The sequence below is a fragment of the Cronobacter dublinensis subsp. dublinensis LMG 23823 genome, from assembly GCF_001277235.1.
In the GTDB taxonomy this organism is placed as follows: Bacteria; Pseudomonadota; Gammaproteobacteria; order Enterobacterales; family Enterobacteriaceae; genus Cronobacter; species Cronobacter dublinensis.
Map to the genome: position 1 here is coordinate 3872918 of NZ_CP012266.1, position 13913 is coordinate 3886830.

A 13913-nucleotide genomic window follows, 5' to 3' on the forward strand; every position below is an offset into this window, starting at 1 on the left:
GCTTTCCCCCGCCGCTACACTCGAAGGCTCACGAGATGAGCAGGTGGTTGAGATGTTAACTGGCGTGTTGTATGCCCTGCTGGCGGGGCTGATGTGGGGGCTGATTTTCGTCGGCCCGTTACTGGTGCCGGAATACCCGGCGGTATTGCAGTCGATGGGGCGCTATCTGGCGCTGGGCCTGCTGGCCGTGCCGCTGGCCTGGGCCGGACGCAGGCGGCTAAAACAGCTGAGCGGGCGCGACTGGCTGACCGCGCTGGCGCTAACCATGATGGGCAATCTTATCTATTACGTGTGTCTCGCCAGCGCCATCCAGCGCACCGGGGCACCCGTTTCCACGATGATTATCGGCACGCTGCCGGTAGTGATTCCGGTTTTCGCCAATCTGCTCTACAGCCGACGCGATGGTCGCCTGCCCTGGCGGCGGCTCTTTCCGGCGCTGGCGGCGATTTTCTGCGGGCTTATCTGCGTCAATTTCGCCGAGCTGCGCCAGGGCCTGCCGGGCTTCACGCCCGCCCGTTACGGGAGCGGCATCGCGCTCGCGGTCATCTCGGTTATCTGCTGGGCCTGGTATGCGCTGCGCAACGCGCGCTGGCTGCGGGAAAACCCCGACAAACACCCGATGATGTGGGCGACCGCGCAGGGGCTGGTGACGCTGCCGGTTTCACTGGCGGGTTATATTGCGGCGTGCCTGTGGCTGGCGGCGGGCGACAGCGGTTTCGCGCTGCCCTTCGGCCCGCGCCCCGGCGCGTTTATCGCGCTGATGGTGGCTATCGCGCTGTGCTGTTCATGGATTGGCGCGCTGTGCTGGAATATCGCGAGCCAGCGTCTGCCGACGGTGATCCTCGGGCCGCTGATTGTTTTCGAAACGCTGGCCGGGCTGCTCTATACTTTTTTGCTGCGCCAGAGTATGCCGCCGCTCCTGACCCTGACCGGCATCGCGCTGCTGGCGCTGGGCGTGGTGATGGCGGTGCGGGTAAAGATCGTGCCGGTAGCGGCGCGCGCCGCGCAGGAGACGCCATAAAAAAAGGCCCGTCAGTGACGGGCCTTAAGGCTCAGAAGGTTTCCCAGTTGTCGCTGCCGCCAGCCGGGGCGGCTTTCAGGCTCACCGCAGGCTCCGGCGCGTTGAAGGATGACGCCTTCGGCGCGGCGCTCGCCATGCGGGACTGGGCGCGGTTGAGTTTAAACACCGCGACCGCCTCGTTCAGTTTGCCCGCCTGATCTTCCAGGGCGGCGGCGGCGGCGGCGGATTCTTCCACCAGCGCGGCGTTCTGCTGCGTCACTTTATCCATCTCGGAGACCGCAAGGCCAACCTGGTCGATGCCGCGGCTCTGCTCATCGGACGCGGAGGCGATTTCGCCCATGATATCGGTCACGCGCGTTACCGCACCGACCACTTCTTTCATGGTTTCACCCGCTTCACGCACCAGCTGCGAACCCGCGTCAACGCGGTTGCCGGAGTTCTCGATAAGCGCTTTGATCTCTTTCGCCGCCTGGGCGCTGCGGCTTGCCAGCGTGCGAACTTCACCCGCCACGACCGCAAAACCACGGCCCTGCTCACCGGCGCGCGCCGCTTCCACCGCCGCGTTGAGCGCGAGGATGTTGGTCTGGAACGCGATACCGTCAATGACGTTGGTTATCTGGGCAATCTGATTAGAGCTGGCGGCGATTTCATCCATAGTGCGCACGACGCCATCCACCACTTCACCGCCTTTCAGCGCGGTTTCCGACGCGGTACGCGCCAGCTGGGTCGCCTGACGGGCGTTATCGGCGTTCTGTTTCACCGTCGCGGTGAGCTCTTCCATGCTGGCGGCGGTTTCTTCCAGCGACGCGGCCTGCTGCTCGGTACGCGAAGAGAGATCGTTGCTGCCCGCAGAGATTTCGCTCGCGCCGGTAAAGATGGTGTCGGTGCTGTCGCGCACGGTGCTGACCGTGCGAGCCAGCGACTGCTGCATGTCGTGTACGTTGCGCGCCAGCAGCGCCATTTCGTTATTGCCGTCGGCGTCGATAGGCTGCGTCAGATCGCCTGCGGCAATCGCGCGGATATGACCCATGACGTCATGCAGCGGCAGCAGGAGCACGCGGCGCATCGCCACCCAGCTGACCACAATCACAGCCAGCACCAGCACCATAACGGCGGAGAGGATCCACATAATGCGCTGGTAGTCGCTTTCGTTATCCTTCACGCCCTGGCTGGTCAGCTTCGCCTGCTCGGCGCGCCACTCGCGGTAGACCACCTGCATCGCGTTTTGCTTCTTCTCGGCGTTCTGCTTGAACATCTCTTCAAGCTTGCCTTCCGCCAGCAGCTTGTTCATCTGCGCGAGCGTCGAAGAATAGATGCGATACTGCTCTTCCAGACGGTCAACGAGCGGTTCGCTCATGCCCGGCGTTTCTGGTAGCGCAAAATATTTATCGTAATGACTTTTCGCGTCCGCCAGCTGCGTATTGGCCGTATTGACCAGTTCGGTCAGCTGACCGCCGTTGATCTGGTTCGCCATGCTGCTTTGCAGGCGCAGCATGCCGCGGTTCAGCGTGACGCGCGTCTGGTTGAGGCTAATCCACGCGTCGGTAAATTCCGCCACGTTCTGGCTGGAGAGTTGCGACACGTTAAAATTGTCTTTGTCGTTATTGAGCGCGCTAATAAAGATGCCCGCTGCGATAAGCTGCATCGCACCCAAAACGATCAGAACAGTAATTAAAAGGGTTATGACTTTTATACGTTTAAACATGAATGGCCTTAGTGCAGGTGTAATCTGATGTGTATCTATCGGCAGGACATTCAGGTTATTTAACGCGCCAGCCCCGGCGCAGCGCGGTTTCCAGTTATTTCCTGATAGCGATCAGTAGTTTAGTCATGAAAATATTTTTGTGACGCACCTCTCATTTTAATCCCCCTCCCCGAAAGGGTTATAGCCTGTTTTTAAAGATGCATTTAATATGCATCTTATATAAATGATGAGTGAGGTACTACTATGGCCTTCCGTGACCAACCCCTTGGCGAACTGGCGTTAACCATCCCCCGCGCCTCCGCGCTGTTCCGTAAATACAACCTCGATTTCTGCTGCGGCGGCAAACAAACCCTGCTGCGCGCGGCAACGCGTCAGGATCTCAATCTGGAGATGATTGAAAACGAGCTCGCGACCCTTGCCGAAGCGCCGCTGGAGAAGGACTGGAAAGCCGCGCCGCTTGAGGAAATCATCGATCACATCATCGCGCGCTATCACGACCGCCACCGTGAGCAGCTGCCGGAGCTGATTTTGCAGGCCACCAAAGTAGAGCGCGTCCACGCCGATAAACCGGGCGTGCCAAAAGGGCTCGCCAAATACCTGACGATGCTCCACGAAGAGCTGACCAGCCATATGATGAAAGAAGAGCGCGTGCTGTTCCCGATGATTAAACAGGGAATGGGCAGCCAGGCGATGGGGCCGATTAGCGTGATGGAGAGCGAGCACGACGAGGCGGGCGAACTGCTGGAAGTAATTAAACACGCCACCAATAACGTGACGCCGCCGCCGGAGGCCTGCACCACGTGGCGCGCGATGTACAACGGCATTAACGAGCTTATCGACGATCTAATGAATCACATCAGTCTGGAAAATAATAATTTATTCCCGCGTGCCCTCGCTGGCGAAAAATAAAGGCGCCCTTTCGAGCGCCTCTTTAACCTGACCTTTTGGGCCCGATACGTGGGCCCTTTTTTATGGTTTAACGGCGAAAGTTCGCGAGGCGTTTCTTGCCGATAAACAACCAGCACACGCCGAGCACGACAAACCACAGCGGAGTGACCATCAGCGCCTGGCGCGTGTCATCTTCCAGCGTCAACAGCGCGATAACAAACACGAAGAACGCCATGCAGACCCAGCACATCACCTTACCGAGCGGCATTTTGTAAATCGACGTCTCATGCAGCTGCGGGCGCTGCTTACGGTATACCAGGTAAGAGCACAGGATGATGGTCCAGACGAACATAAACAGGATCGCCGACACGGTGGTTATCATCGTAAAGGCGGTGATGACGTTCGGGTTGATATAGAGCATCACGACGCCGCCGAGCAGGCAGATACAGGAGAAGGTAAGCCCTTTCGCCGGTACCGCGCGTTTGGAAAGCTTGGCGAACGCTTTCGGCGCCACGCCGTCCTGCGCCAGACCGTAGAGCATACGGCTGGTGGAGAAGACGCCGCTGTTAGCGGAAGACGCCGCCGAGGTCAGCACCACGAAGTTAATCAGGCTCGCCGCCGCTGGCAGCCCCACCAGCACAAACAGCTCCACGAACGGGCTCTTGGTCGGGACGACCGAGCTCCACGGCGTCACGGACATAATAATGATCAGCGCGAAGACGTAGAACATGATGATACGAACAGGAATGGAGTTGATGGCGCGCGGCAGCGATTTCTCCGGATCTTTGGTTTCGGCGGCGGTGGTGCCTACCAACTCAATGCCGACAAACGCGAAGACCGCAATCTGGAAGCCTGCGAAGAAGCCGCTCAGCCCTTTCGGGAACCAGCCACCCTCGTTCCACAGATGCGTGAAAGACGCCTCGACGCCGGTCGGCGATTTAAAGTGCATCAGCACCATCACCAACCCGACCACAATAAGCCCGACGATGGCGACAATTTTGATCATCGCGAACCAGAACTCCATTTCGCCGAACATTTTTACGGTGGCGAGGTTAAGGGAGAGCAGCAGCACGACGACGGCCAGCGACGCGACCCAGTCCGACAAGCCGGGGAACCAGAACTGCGCGTAGGCGGTGATCGCCACGACATCTGCCATCCCGGTGACAACCCAGCAGAACCAGTACGTCCAGCCGGTAAAATACCCCGCCCACGGCCCGAGCAAATCGGCGGCGAAGTCGCTGAAAGATTTATATTCGAGATTAGAGAGCAGCAGCTCGCCCATTGCCCGCATGACGAAAAACAGCATAAAGCCGATTATCATATAGACGAAAATAATCGACGGACCGGCGAGGCTGATCGTTTTGCCGGACCCCATAAACAGCCCGGTGCCGATAGCGCCGCCGATAGCAATTAACTGTATATGACGATTAGTAAGATTACGCCGTAGCGACTGCTCGCCCGGCGCCTCAGCAGCATCAGCCACTTTGATCTGATCTGACATGTTCGTTTCCTGTACCTGTCTGTGTTGTTGAGGCTCTGCTGGCCTCTATTTACGCATCGAAATGACGATGTCCTTGGCAAAACATCATCGATATTAGGTAAGAATCGGAGGGTTGAATACTAAGATTTAAATATAATGTTAATTTTATGTTTAAAATGGGTGGCAAATCACTTTCACTTCGCGAAATGCATCACAAAAATACCCGCAATCCGCTTATTATCAAAATAAAATCGCGTCATTTCACTTATGGGAAAACAAATCCCCGCCGCCGCGGGGATGATAAAGCCGTTACAGGATTTCCAGCAGTTCGACTTCAAATACCAGCGTGCTGAACGGCGGAATGGACGCGCCAGCGCCGCGCTCGCCGTAAGCCAGGTTGTGCGGAATGGTCAGCTCCCATTTGGAACCCACCGGCATCAGGGTCAGCGCTTCAATCCAGCCCGCGATCACGCCGCTCACCGGGAACTCCGCCGGTTCGCCGCGCGCGACGGAGCTGTCGAACACGGTGCCGTCGATAAGCTTGCCGGTGTAGTGCACGCGCACGCGATCTTTACGAGAAGGGATCGGGCCCTCGCCCTGGGTCAGTACGCGGAATTGCAGACCGGACTCGGTGCTGTTCACCCCGTCGCGCTCGCGGTTTTCGTCCAGGTATTTCTGGCCTTCTACCGCCATCTCCTGCTGGCGCTCGCGGCGCACCGCATCGGCGCGTTCGTGGATTTCACGCAGCGCGCGATGCACGACATCAACAGGCACGGCAGGCTGGTTGCCTTCCAGCGCGTCACGCAGCCCCGCCACCAGCGCTTCCGGCAGCAGCCCTTGTAAGCCTGACTCGCGCAGTTGCTGTCCGACCTGTAAGCCAATACCGTAGCTTGCCTGCGCTTCGATGGTGTCAAAAGAAGGGGTTGTCATGGGGTTATCCTTTCTCATTGGGAAAATTAGCGGGCAGCATAACAGCAGCGCCACGTCGGGTAAAATAATCCTCCGGCGCGCTGTATGTCATGGCGCTCACGAATGCGCGCTTTACTACCGGCATCAAACAGTTAGCGCGCTATAATGATACACTGGCGCGGCGATAGCGTTTGAGTGAATGAGGAGAAGACATGCCTGGACGAATTAAACCGCTGCTGGCGCAGGTATGGCACGCCCCGGACCATATCCGCCTGATGGATCCGCTGCCCCCCGCGCACCGACGCGGCATTATTCTGTGCGCGGTAGTCATTGTGCTGTGCTTTTTATGGCCTTCTCCCGACGCGCCGGATACCCCGCAGCGACGCGATGCCGAACTCGACTTTAACCGCACACCGGAGCCGCCCGTGCAGCCGCAAGCCGTCGCGCCGACAGAAACGCAAACGCCCGAGACAAACGTCGCGCAGCCTGGCGCCAGCGCGCCGCAACCCTTCCAGAATAACGATATCGAACAGCAGTGGCGTACCTATCGTGTAGAGCCTGGCAAAACCATGGCGCAGCTCTTCCGTGACCATAACCTGCCGCCAACGGATGTTTACGCGATGGCGAAAGTAGAAGGCGACGGCAAGCCGCTCAGCAATCTTCAGGAGGGACAGATGGTGCAGGTGCGTCAGAACGCCAGCGGCGTGGTAACCGCGCTGACTATTGATACGGGCGATAACCAGCAGGTGCTGTTTACCCGCCAGCCGGACGGCAGTTTCTTACGGGTGCGCTGAGGTTTTCAGCGGCTCAGAAAAGCAAAACGCCGGCACAAGGCCGGCGTTTTTACGTGCAGTCGAGTAAGAACTTACTCAGCAACCACGTTTACAGTCAGTTTAGCGAATACTTCGCTGTGAACCTGGAAGTCCACTTCGTGTTCGCCAGTGGTACGCAGAACGCCGTTCGGCAGACGAACTTCGCTCTTAGCCACGTCAACGCCAGCTGCAGTAACAGCGTCAGCGATGTCGCGAGTACCGATGGAACCGAACAGTTTACCTTCATCGCCCGCTTTGGACGCGATGGTAACGGTGCCCAGCGCATTGATTTTCTCTGCGCGAGCTTCAGCAGCGGACAGAACGTCAGCCAGTTTGGCTTCCAGTTCAGCACGACGTGCTTCGAAGAACTCAACGTTTTTCTTGGTAGCCGGGACAGCTTTGCCCTGCGGAACCAGGAAGTTACGAGCGTAGCCCGCTTTAACGTTTACCTGGTCGCCCAGGCTGCCCAGGTTTGCTACTTTATCAAGCAGAATAACTTGCATTACCTTATCCTCTCAAAGTCGTATTAATGGACCGTGACCGATTACTGATGACGATCAGTGTACGGCAGCAGGGACAGGTAGCGAGCGCGTTTGATAGCGCGAGCCAGCTGACGCTGATATTTTGCACGGGTACCGGTGATACGGCTCGGGACAATCTTACCGCTTTCGGTGATGTAGTTTTTCAGCGTAGCGATATCTTTATAGTCGATCTCTTGAACGCCTTCCGCGGTGAAACGGCAGAACTTGCGACGACGGAAATAACGTGCCATTTGGCTAGTCTCCAGAATCTATCAATTCAATCTGCTCGGCATGCAGCACCATTTTGCTCAGTCCGTTCTTTGCCTTGTGGCAACTGATGAACCCCTGAACGGTGACTGCCGTACCGACCGTTATACTGTGAGTAATGGCCTGGTTTTCGTGCCCGCTGATTATTACAGGCATCTGACACCACGCCTGCCGGTGGAAACCGGCTTCCTCCTGCACAGAACGATGCTCAAGCACGAACTGGCAATGAGGAATTCCTGATGGGCTGACCTTACGAAGCGGTGCCCTGCACACGGTGCCGGACAACACCAGACGGTTGGCCATCAGAATTACTCTTCAGAATCCCCAGCTTCAGCATCATCTGCGGTTTCGTTAGCGAAATCATCGCGACGCTCACGGCGCTCGTCTTTCGCTTTAACCATTGGAGAGGCTTCAGTTACGGCGTGTTTGGTACGCATAACCATGCTGCGGATAACGGCATCGTTGAAGCGGAAGGTAGTTTCCAGCTCATCGATCACTTCCTGCGGCGCTTCAACGTTCATCAGAACGTAGTGTGCTTTGTGCAGTTTGTTGATCGGGTAAGCCAGCTGACGGCGGCCCCAGTCTTCCAGACGGTGGATCTTGCCTTCTGCACCAGTGATGGCAGCAGAGTAGCGCTCGATCATGCCCGGAACCTGTTCGCTCTGGTCAGGATGGACCATAAAAACGATTTCGTAATGACGCATCGAATTGCTCCTTACGGATTATTCAGCCTCCTGTCTGGGTCAGCCGCGGCCCATGGAGGCAAGGAACGTGATTAAAGTGCGGCTGAAAAATTGACGCGTCATTCTACTTGCGCACCCTGATAAACTCAAGGCGATTGGTAAAAAAAAGCGCAATGGCTTTTTTGCATGGCAAGCCGCTAGAGATGACGGCGGAAAAAGGCCACCGTCGCCTCCAGCGCGTCGGGGGTGATGCGATGTTTTACGCCTGCCTCCCAGGCGCACGTGAGGTTCGCGTCCAGCCCGTGTTCGCGCAGCGCGCTGGCGAGACGCAGGCTCTGCGCCGCGGGCACCACGTCATCGTCTTCCCCATGCCAGAGCAGCAGCGGGCGATCCGCGACGCGCGCCAGCTGCGTGCTGACATCCCAGGGCGCCAGCACGGCCCGAATGGCGTCGGCCCCCGCGGGGTCTGGCGCAAAGAGCGTATGCGAAAGCGAGGTGAAGTAACCGGAGCCCATCAGCGCCGCGACCGCCCGCGCCTCGGGGTGATGCGTCATGATGCCGAGCGCGGTCATCGCGCCCATCGACGCGCCGCCGATGGCGAGCCTGTCATCCGCCACCAGCCCTTCTTCCCGCAGCGCGTCGCGAAGCCGAGGATATTCCGTGATAGTGGCATGAAGAATGTGCCAGAACCGCGTTAAGCGCCGCGCCGCGTCGCCATTAAAGCGCGCGCCGTGCTCAGGCGCATCCGGCATCACCACCCGAAACCCGGCCTGCGCCAGCGCGACGGCGAAATAGCTGTAGACCGTTTTGGACGAGGTAAAACCATGATAAAACAGCACCGTCGGCAGCGCCGTGTCGCCCGCGCCTGCCGGTGCGGCGTGCAACGCCTCGATATCCGCAAACCGTCGTGTTGAAATTTCGATCATACTTGTCTCCTGCGCAGCGTCATGGGGCAGGTATGCCACGGCGCACAGATGAGCGCAATGCGTGAGAGTTTTTATCGGGTTGAGAGATGGCTTACGTTTTTTCGATTTTATTGTGAAAAAATCGCGCCTTACCCGGCAGAAACGGGATATTCAACGCCCCCATTCTTTAACACTCACTACACTTTAACGCTGAGGTAACGACAATGCCTGTACGACGGCTCATTCCTTTATTCATGGTGGCGACACTTACCGCATGCAGCGCCCTGCAGGGCACACCACAGCCTGCGCCGCCGGTGGCGGATCATCCCCAGGAGATCCAGCGCTACCAGACGCAGGGGCTCACAAAAATGGGCACCGTCACCACGCTGCAATATGGTTCGCCAGACGATGCGCTGCGCGATATCGCCGCCCAGGCGGGCGCTGCCGGCGCGGATTACTATCAGGTGGTCTCGAATGACGACACCCTGTTGCCGGGCCGCTGGCACGCGCAGGCCATTTTGTATCGAAAGTAAGCGTAAGCCGCCGTTTTATTTAGCGAAATTTACACTGCTTTGCGTGCATTGATCGTACCTCCTGCACAATACCTTTCGGACTGCGCCGGGAACCGGAGCGCTGCGTTTATCGAAACAGGTGTAAGGGAGCTGACAATGAAACGATCGCTGGCTTTGACGTCGCTATTATTATCCGCGGGTCTGATTAGCACTTCTGCGCAATCTGCTGAAGAGGTGAATGCCGACCGGACGACGGGCTTAAATGAAATCGGCCTCATTTCGGTTAATGATATTTCCGGCACGCCCCAGGAGATTGAAAAAGTCATTGCGTATAAAGCGGACGAACAGGGCGCGGCATATTATCGAATTATTCAAATGCATGAAAACCACCGGCCCGATAACTGGCGCGTGCAGGCAATTATTTATAGTTGAACGTTCTTTAGCTAAATTTTGTTTTTTATTTACCCTTGCAATGATCTGCATCAAATTTACTTGAAACAAATAGTTACAGTTAGCCACTAAATGTTAGCGCTCACCTGCCGTTGAAGGTGCCGAATATTAAGCGCACATGGGCTAATTTATGACACTTTCATTTCAACGCTGGGGACTGGGCGCGAAGCTCTCATTCCTCACGGGCGTCGCGGTGGCGGCGCTTTTTCTGTTATTCACGTTTGCTTTAAGTCACAAAGCCAGCCAGCAACTGGAAGCGCTGGCGCTCGAAGATCTGCATAACCAGACCGCCAGCGTGGTCGATATGGCGCAGATGTTCGACAGCAGCCTCAATGAAGAAGTCGCGAGCTTCACGAAACTCTTCAACAGCTTTATCCCGCAGCCCATCAGCCGCGACGACAGCCAGATGCAGAGCATTAACGGCATCAGCGTGCCGATGCTTAAGGGCGGCGAAACCTCCCTGCATGAAAACAACGCGCTGCCTGATGATTTTCTGACCCGTACTGGTGCCATCGCCACGCTGTTTGTACGCAGCGGCGACAACTTCGTGCGCGTGGCGACCTCGCTTCGCAAAGAAGACGGTAGCCGCGCAATCGGCACGCAGCTCGACACCGCAAGCCCGGCGTTCGCGCCCGTGATGAAAGGCGAAACCTACCGCGGTCTGGCGCTGCTGTTCGGTAAACGCTACATCACCCAGTATGAGCCGGTAAAAGACGCCAGCGGCCAGGTGATCGCGATTCTGTTCGTCGGGGTCGACATCACCAACTCCTGGCAGGTGATGCGCAATAAAATCCTGAGCCGCCGCCTCGGCGAAAGCGGTCATTTCTATGTTATCAGCCGCGCGCCGGGCAAAGCCTACGGCCAGTTCCTCTTCCACCCGAGCGAAGAAGGTAAGCGCCCGACATGGCCGGAGGCGATTCTCACGCCGGTGCTGACGCAGCCGCAGGGAACGCTGGAGATGGAAAAACCGGATGGCCGCACAGCGCTCCTGAGCTTTACGCAGATGCCGGGCTGGAACTGGGCCATTGTCGGCGAAGTGGATAAAGCGACGCTGCTCAGCGGTGTAAACAGTATGCGTAATCAGTTCCTTGCGGCCGGGATTATCGTGTCGCTGCTGTTTGCCGCCGCGTTTGTCTGGACCGTCCGCCGCTGGCTGACTACACCACTGCGCAATGTCATTACCCTTGCGCGCCAGTACGCCGCAGGCGATCTGCGTGAGACTATCGATACCCGTCGTCATGATGAAGTCGGCCAGCTTATCGACGCGATTAACGGCATCGGCAACGGCTTACAGCAGATTGTGACGCAGGTGCGCGACGCCGCAGGCGAAATCAGCCAGGGCACGCGCGCGCTGGCGTCCGACAGCGGCGAGATAAGCGAGCAGATCAACAAACAGGCCAGCAGCGTGGAAGAAACGTCCGCGAGCATGGAGCAGCTGGCTGCCACCGTGGCGCAGAACGCCGCGAACATGGAGCAGACGCAAAGCCTGGTGAAAGAAGCGTCTGACGCCGTACAGCAAGGCGGCGCGACCGTCAGCAATGCGGTGACCACCATGAACGACATTCGCAGCGCCTCCCAGCGCATCGCGGATATCACCCATGTTATCGAATCTATCGCCTTCCAGACCAACATTCTGGCGCTGAACGCCGCGGTGGAAGCGGCGCGCGCGGGTGAGCACGGCAAAGGCTTCGCGGTCGTGGCGCAGGAAGTGCGCGCGCTGGCGGCACGCAGCGCCAACGCGGTTAAAGAGATAGAGCAGCTGATCAGCGATACGCTCGCCAAAGTGAGCGAAGGTCACGCGCTGTCCGAGCAGACGCGCCAGGCGATGGAGTCAATCATCGGGCGTATCGGCCAGATCAACCAGCTGGTGACGGAAATCAACCACGCTTCGCACGAGCAGTCGGCGGGTATTGGTCAGGTGAATATCGCCATGCATCAGATTGGCGAAGCCACCCACATCAACGCCGAGCGCGTCACGCGCAGCGAGCAGACCTCGCAGACGTTGCGTGAGAAAGGGAATCACCTGAACGAGCTGGTAAGCCTGTTCCGCCTCAAGGCCTGATTAGCCTGCCCCACCCGTGGCGCGCAGCAGCGCCTGCGCCAGCACCGGCTCCGGTAGCGGGCTGTCGCCACGGGTATCCAGCATCGTCCGACACCAGGCCTGCGCCAGCGGCGGGGTCAGCGAACGCAGCACCTGAGCGCCGGTCGCCAGTAAAAAGAGCTGGCCGGTAATGGCGCGACCGGCCGCTTCATCCGGATGCCGCAGTCGCCCGGCCAGTTGTCGCCAGGCGCGGTCGAAGTGCCGGTCCTGCCCTTTCACCGCCTCAAACTCGTCGCTCAGCATCTCCATGACGCCAGGCTGGCGCGCCAGCACCCGCAGCACGTCAAGGCACATGATGTTGCCAGAACCTTCCCAGATACTGTTGACCGGCATCTCACGATACAGACGCGGTAATTCGCTCTCCTCGCAATAGCCGATGCCGCCCAGCGCTTCCATCGCCTCCGCCACAAACGGAATACCGCCTTTGCAGACGCCATATTTCACGGCCGGCGTGAACAGCCGCGCGAAAGCCACCTCATGCGGCGATTCGCGCCGCTCCCAGGCGCGGGCGAGGCGAAAGAGCAGCGCAGTCTGGCCTTCCAGTTGCAGCGCCATACGCCCTAACACCTGGCGCATCAGCGGCTGGTCGATAAGGTTTTTCCCGAACGCCTGACGCTGATGGGCGTGATAGAGCGCCACCGCCAGCGCGCGACGCATCAGCCCGTGACTGCCGAGCGCACAGTCAAAGCGCGTCATGCCGCCCATTCGTAGGATCTGGCGCACGCCTTCGCCCTCCTCGCCCAGCAGCCAGCCGAGCGCGTCCAGAAACTCCGCCTCGCTGCTGGCGTTTGAGCGGTTGCCGAGCTTCTCTTTCAGACGTTCGAGCCGCACCGCGTTACGCTGTCCGTCAGGCAGAAAACGCGGCACGAAGAAGCAGGAGAGCCCGCCTTTCGTCTGCGCCAGCACCAGGTGCGCGTCGCTTTGCGGCACCGAGAAAAACCATTTGTGCCCCACCAGCCGGTAGGCTTCGCCCGCGCCGCGTCGTGCGACGGGCTCCGCGCGGGTGGTGTTGCTAAGCACATCCGAACCGCCCTGTTTTTCGGTCATTCCCATGCCGATAAGCAGCCCGCGCTTTTGAGCGCCGGGCAGCAGGTGGGGATCGTAGCGATCGCCCGCAAGCGGCGCACGCCAGTCGGCGAAGAGCGGCGGCAACTGGGCCTGAAGCAGCGGCGTGGCGGCGAAGGTCATGGTAATGGGGCAGAGCGTGCCCGCCTCCACCTGCGCATGGAGCACAAAGCGCGCGGCGCGGGCCACCAGCGCGCCATCAGGCGCGGTCTCGCTCCAGGGCAGATTATGAACGCGGTTGGCGCACAGCCCCTGCATCAGCAGGTGCCAGGCCGGGTGAAAGCGCACATCGTCGAGGCGCGCGCCGCGCGCGTCGTAGCGCAGAAGCTCCGGCGGGTTGGCGTTGGCGAGACGCCCCAGTTCCAGCGATTCCGCCGTGCCAAGCTGCTGGCCGATGCTGGCGAGCAGTTCGGCGTCCCAGCCTGCGCCTTCGCGCAGCACCGCCTCGCGCAGCGCCGTATCGGAAAGAAAAAGATTGCTGTTATTGAGCGCGACGGGCTGGTTAAACACCGTATGGGTTTGCCAGTGCATATTCCCTCTCCTTACCTGTGGCAACGCCAGTAAGTATGGATGGAGAGGGAAAAGAAACCGCCC

The 13913-nt window shown here is 58.9% G+C and carries 15 protein-coding genes; 6 read left to right on the plus strand and 9 right to left on the minus strand.

Annotation, left to right across the window (positions count from 1 at the left end; genetic code table 11):
- The first annotated feature begins 52 nt into the window (after positions 1–52).
- Positions 53–1021, plus strand: a complete 969-nt coding sequence (locus AFK67_RS17910) for a DMT family transporter (RefSeq protein ID WP_007721365.1) — start codon at positions 53–55, stop codon at positions 1019–1021.
- Between the two features lie 31 nt (positions 1022–1052).
- Here AFK67_RS17910 and AFK67_RS17915 read toward each other — a convergent pair whose 3' ends face one another.
- On the minus strand, positions 1053–2726 hold the full coding sequence (locus AFK67_RS17915; protein ID WP_038884548.1) for a methyl-accepting chemotaxis protein: 1674 nt from the start codon (positions 2724–2726) through the stop codon (positions 1053–1055).
- Between the two features lie 243 nt (positions 2727–2969).
- On the opposite strand from AFK67_RS17915, the gene ytfE reads away from it, so the two are divergent.
- Positions 2970–3635: an iron-sulfur cluster repair protein YtfE gene (ytfE, locus tag AFK67_RS17920; RefSeq protein ID WP_007709300.1), complete on the plus strand. Its 666-nt coding sequence runs from the start codon at positions 2970–2972 to the stop codon at positions 3633–3635.
- Between the two features lie 67 nt (positions 3636–3702).
- On the opposite strand, the gene cycA is transcribed toward ytfE, so the two are convergent.
- Positions 3703–5115, minus strand: coding sequence for a D-serine/D-alanine/glycine transporter (gene cycA / locus AFK67_RS17925; RefSeq protein WP_007709298.1), 1413 nt, complete (start codon positions 5113–5115; stop codon positions 3703–3705).
- 288 nt (positions 5116–5403) lie between these two features.
- The gene (gene fklB, locus AFK67_RS17930; RefSeq protein ID WP_007709296.1) at positions 5404–6024 is read right to left on the minus strand and encodes a BamJ family beta-barrel-assembly machinery protein; all 621 of its coding nucleotides are present in this window, start codon (positions 6022–6024) and stop codon (positions 5404–5406) included.
- A 191-nt stretch (positions 6025–6215) separates the two neighbouring features.
- Between fklB and AFK67_RS17935 the strand changes: the two genes are divergently transcribed.
- Positions 6216–6797, plus strand: coding sequence for an OapA family protein (locus AFK67_RS17935; protein WP_007709292.1), 582 nt, complete (start codon positions 6216–6218; stop codon positions 6795–6797).
- A 71-nt stretch (positions 6798–6868) separates the two neighbouring features.
- Here the strand turns inward: AFK67_RS17935 and rplI are convergent, their stop codons facing one another.
- From rplI to yjfP, 5 genes are all read right to left on the minus strand, one after another.
- On the minus strand, positions 6869–7318 hold the full coding sequence (gene rplI, locus AFK67_RS17940) for a 50S ribosomal protein L9 (protein ID WP_007709290.1): 450 nt from the start codon (positions 7316–7318) through the stop codon (positions 6869–6871).
- Positions 7319–7359: 41 nt separating this feature from the next.
- Positions 7360–7587, minus strand: coding sequence for a 30S ribosomal protein S18 (gene rpsR / locus AFK67_RS17945; RefSeq protein WP_000135199.1), 228 nt, complete (start codon positions 7585–7587; stop codon positions 7360–7362).
- A 4-nt stretch (positions 7588–7591) separates the two neighbouring features.
- Positions 7592–7906, minus strand: coding sequence for a primosomal replication protein N (gene priB / locus AFK67_RS17950; protein WP_032966206.1), 315 nt, complete (start codon positions 7904–7906; stop codon positions 7592–7594).
- A 5-nt stretch (positions 7907–7911) separates the two neighbouring features.
- The gene (gene rpsF, locus AFK67_RS17955) at positions 7912–8307 is read right to left on the minus strand and encodes a 30S ribosomal protein S6 (RefSeq protein WP_001216673.1); all 396 of its coding nucleotides are present in this window, start codon (positions 8305–8307) and stop codon (positions 7912–7914) included.
- A gap of 176 nt (positions 8308–8483) precedes the next feature.
- On the minus strand, positions 8484–9212 hold the full coding sequence (gene yjfP / locus AFK67_RS17960; protein WP_038884552.1) for an esterase: 729 nt from the start codon (positions 9210–9212) through the stop codon (positions 8484–8486).
- A gap of 203 nt (positions 9213–9415) precedes the next feature.
- Here yjfP and bsmA point away from each other — a divergent pair, with 203 nt between their 5' ends.
- The 3 genes from bsmA (at position 9416) to AFK67_RS17975 (ending at position 12215) form a co-directional block, all read left to right on the plus strand.
- The gene (bsmA, locus tag AFK67_RS17965) at positions 9416–9724 is read left to right on the plus strand and encodes a biofilm peroxide resistance protein BsmA (RefSeq protein WP_007752625.1); all 309 of its coding nucleotides are present in this window, start codon (positions 9416–9418) and stop codon (positions 9722–9724) included.
- Between the two features lie 135 nt (positions 9725–9859).
- Positions 9860–10135, plus strand: a complete 276-nt coding sequence (locus AFK67_RS17970) for a YdgH/BhsA/McbA family protein (RefSeq protein ID WP_007709284.1) — start codon at positions 9860–9862, stop codon at positions 10133–10135.
- A 148-nt stretch (positions 10136–10283) separates the two neighbouring features.
- Positions 10284–12215, plus strand: coding sequence for a methyl-accepting chemotaxis protein (locus AFK67_RS17975; protein ID WP_038884553.1), 1932 nt, complete (start codon positions 10284–10286; stop codon positions 12213–12215).
- Here the strand turns inward: AFK67_RS17975 and AFK67_RS17980 are convergent, their stop codons facing one another.
- On the minus strand, positions 12216–13850 hold the full coding sequence (locus AFK67_RS17980; protein ID WP_007709276.1) for an isovaleryl-CoA dehydrogenase: 1635 nt from the start codon (positions 13848–13850) through the stop codon (positions 12216–12218).
- Positions 13851–13913: the final 63 nt, after the last annotated feature.

Bases quoted from the DNA above. Each gene is read 5' to 3' on its own strand.
- AFK67_RS17980 (WP_007709276.1), bottom strand. From the start codon at position 13,850: ATGCACTGGCAAACCCATACGGTGTTTAACCAGCCCGTCGCGCTCAAT.
- yjfP (WP_038884552.1), bottom strand. From the start codon at position 9,212: ATGATCGAAATTTCAACACGACGGTTTGCGGATATCGAGGCGTTGCAC.
- priB (WP_032966206.1), bottom strand. From the start codon at position 7,906: ATGGCCAACCGTCTGGTGTTGTCCGGCACCGTGTGCAGGGCACCGCTT.
- rpsR (WP_000135199.1), bottom strand. From the start codon at position 7,587: ATGGCACGTTATTTCCGTCGTCGCAAGTTCTGCCGTTTCACCGCGGAA.
- rpsF (WP_001216673.1), bottom strand. From the start codon at position 8,307: ATGCGTCATTACGAAATCGTTTTTATGGTCCATCCTGACCAGAGCGAA.
- rplI (WP_007709290.1), bottom strand. From the start codon at position 7,318: ATGCAAGTTATTCTGCTTGATAAAGTAGCAAACCTGGGCAGCCTGGGC.
- AFK67_RS17975 (WP_038884553.1), top strand. From the start codon at position 10,284: ATGACACTTTCATTTCAACGCTGGGGACTGGGCGCGAAGCTCTCATTC.
- cycA (WP_007709298.1), bottom strand. From the start codon at position 5,115: ATGTCAGATCAGATCAAAGTGGCTGATGCTGCTGAGGCGCCGGGCGAG.
- AFK67_RS17910 (WP_007721365.1), top strand. From the start codon at position 53: ATGTTAACTGGCGTGTTGTATGCCCTGCTGGCGGGGCTGATGTGGGGG.
- AFK67_RS17970 (WP_007709284.1), top strand. From the start codon at position 9,860: ATGAAACGATCGCTGGCTTTGACGTCGCTATTATTATCCGCGGGTCTG.
- AFK67_RS17935 (WP_007709292.1), top strand. From the start codon at position 6,216: ATGCCTGGACGAATTAAACCGCTGCTGGCGCAGGTATGGCACGCCCCG.
- fklB (WP_007709296.1), bottom strand. From the start codon at position 6,024: ATGACAACCCCTTCTTTTGACACCATCGAAGCGCAGGCAAGCTACGGT.
- ytfE (WP_007709300.1), top strand. From the start codon at position 2,970: ATGGCCTTCCGTGACCAACCCCTTGGCGAACTGGCGTTAACCATCCCC.
- bsmA (WP_007752625.1), top strand. From the start codon at position 9,416: ATGCCTGTACGACGGCTCATTCCTTTATTCATGGTGGCGACACTTACC.
- AFK67_RS17915 (WP_038884548.1), bottom strand. From the start codon at position 2,726: ATGTTTAAACGTATAAAAGTCATAACCCTTTTAATTACTGTTCTGATC.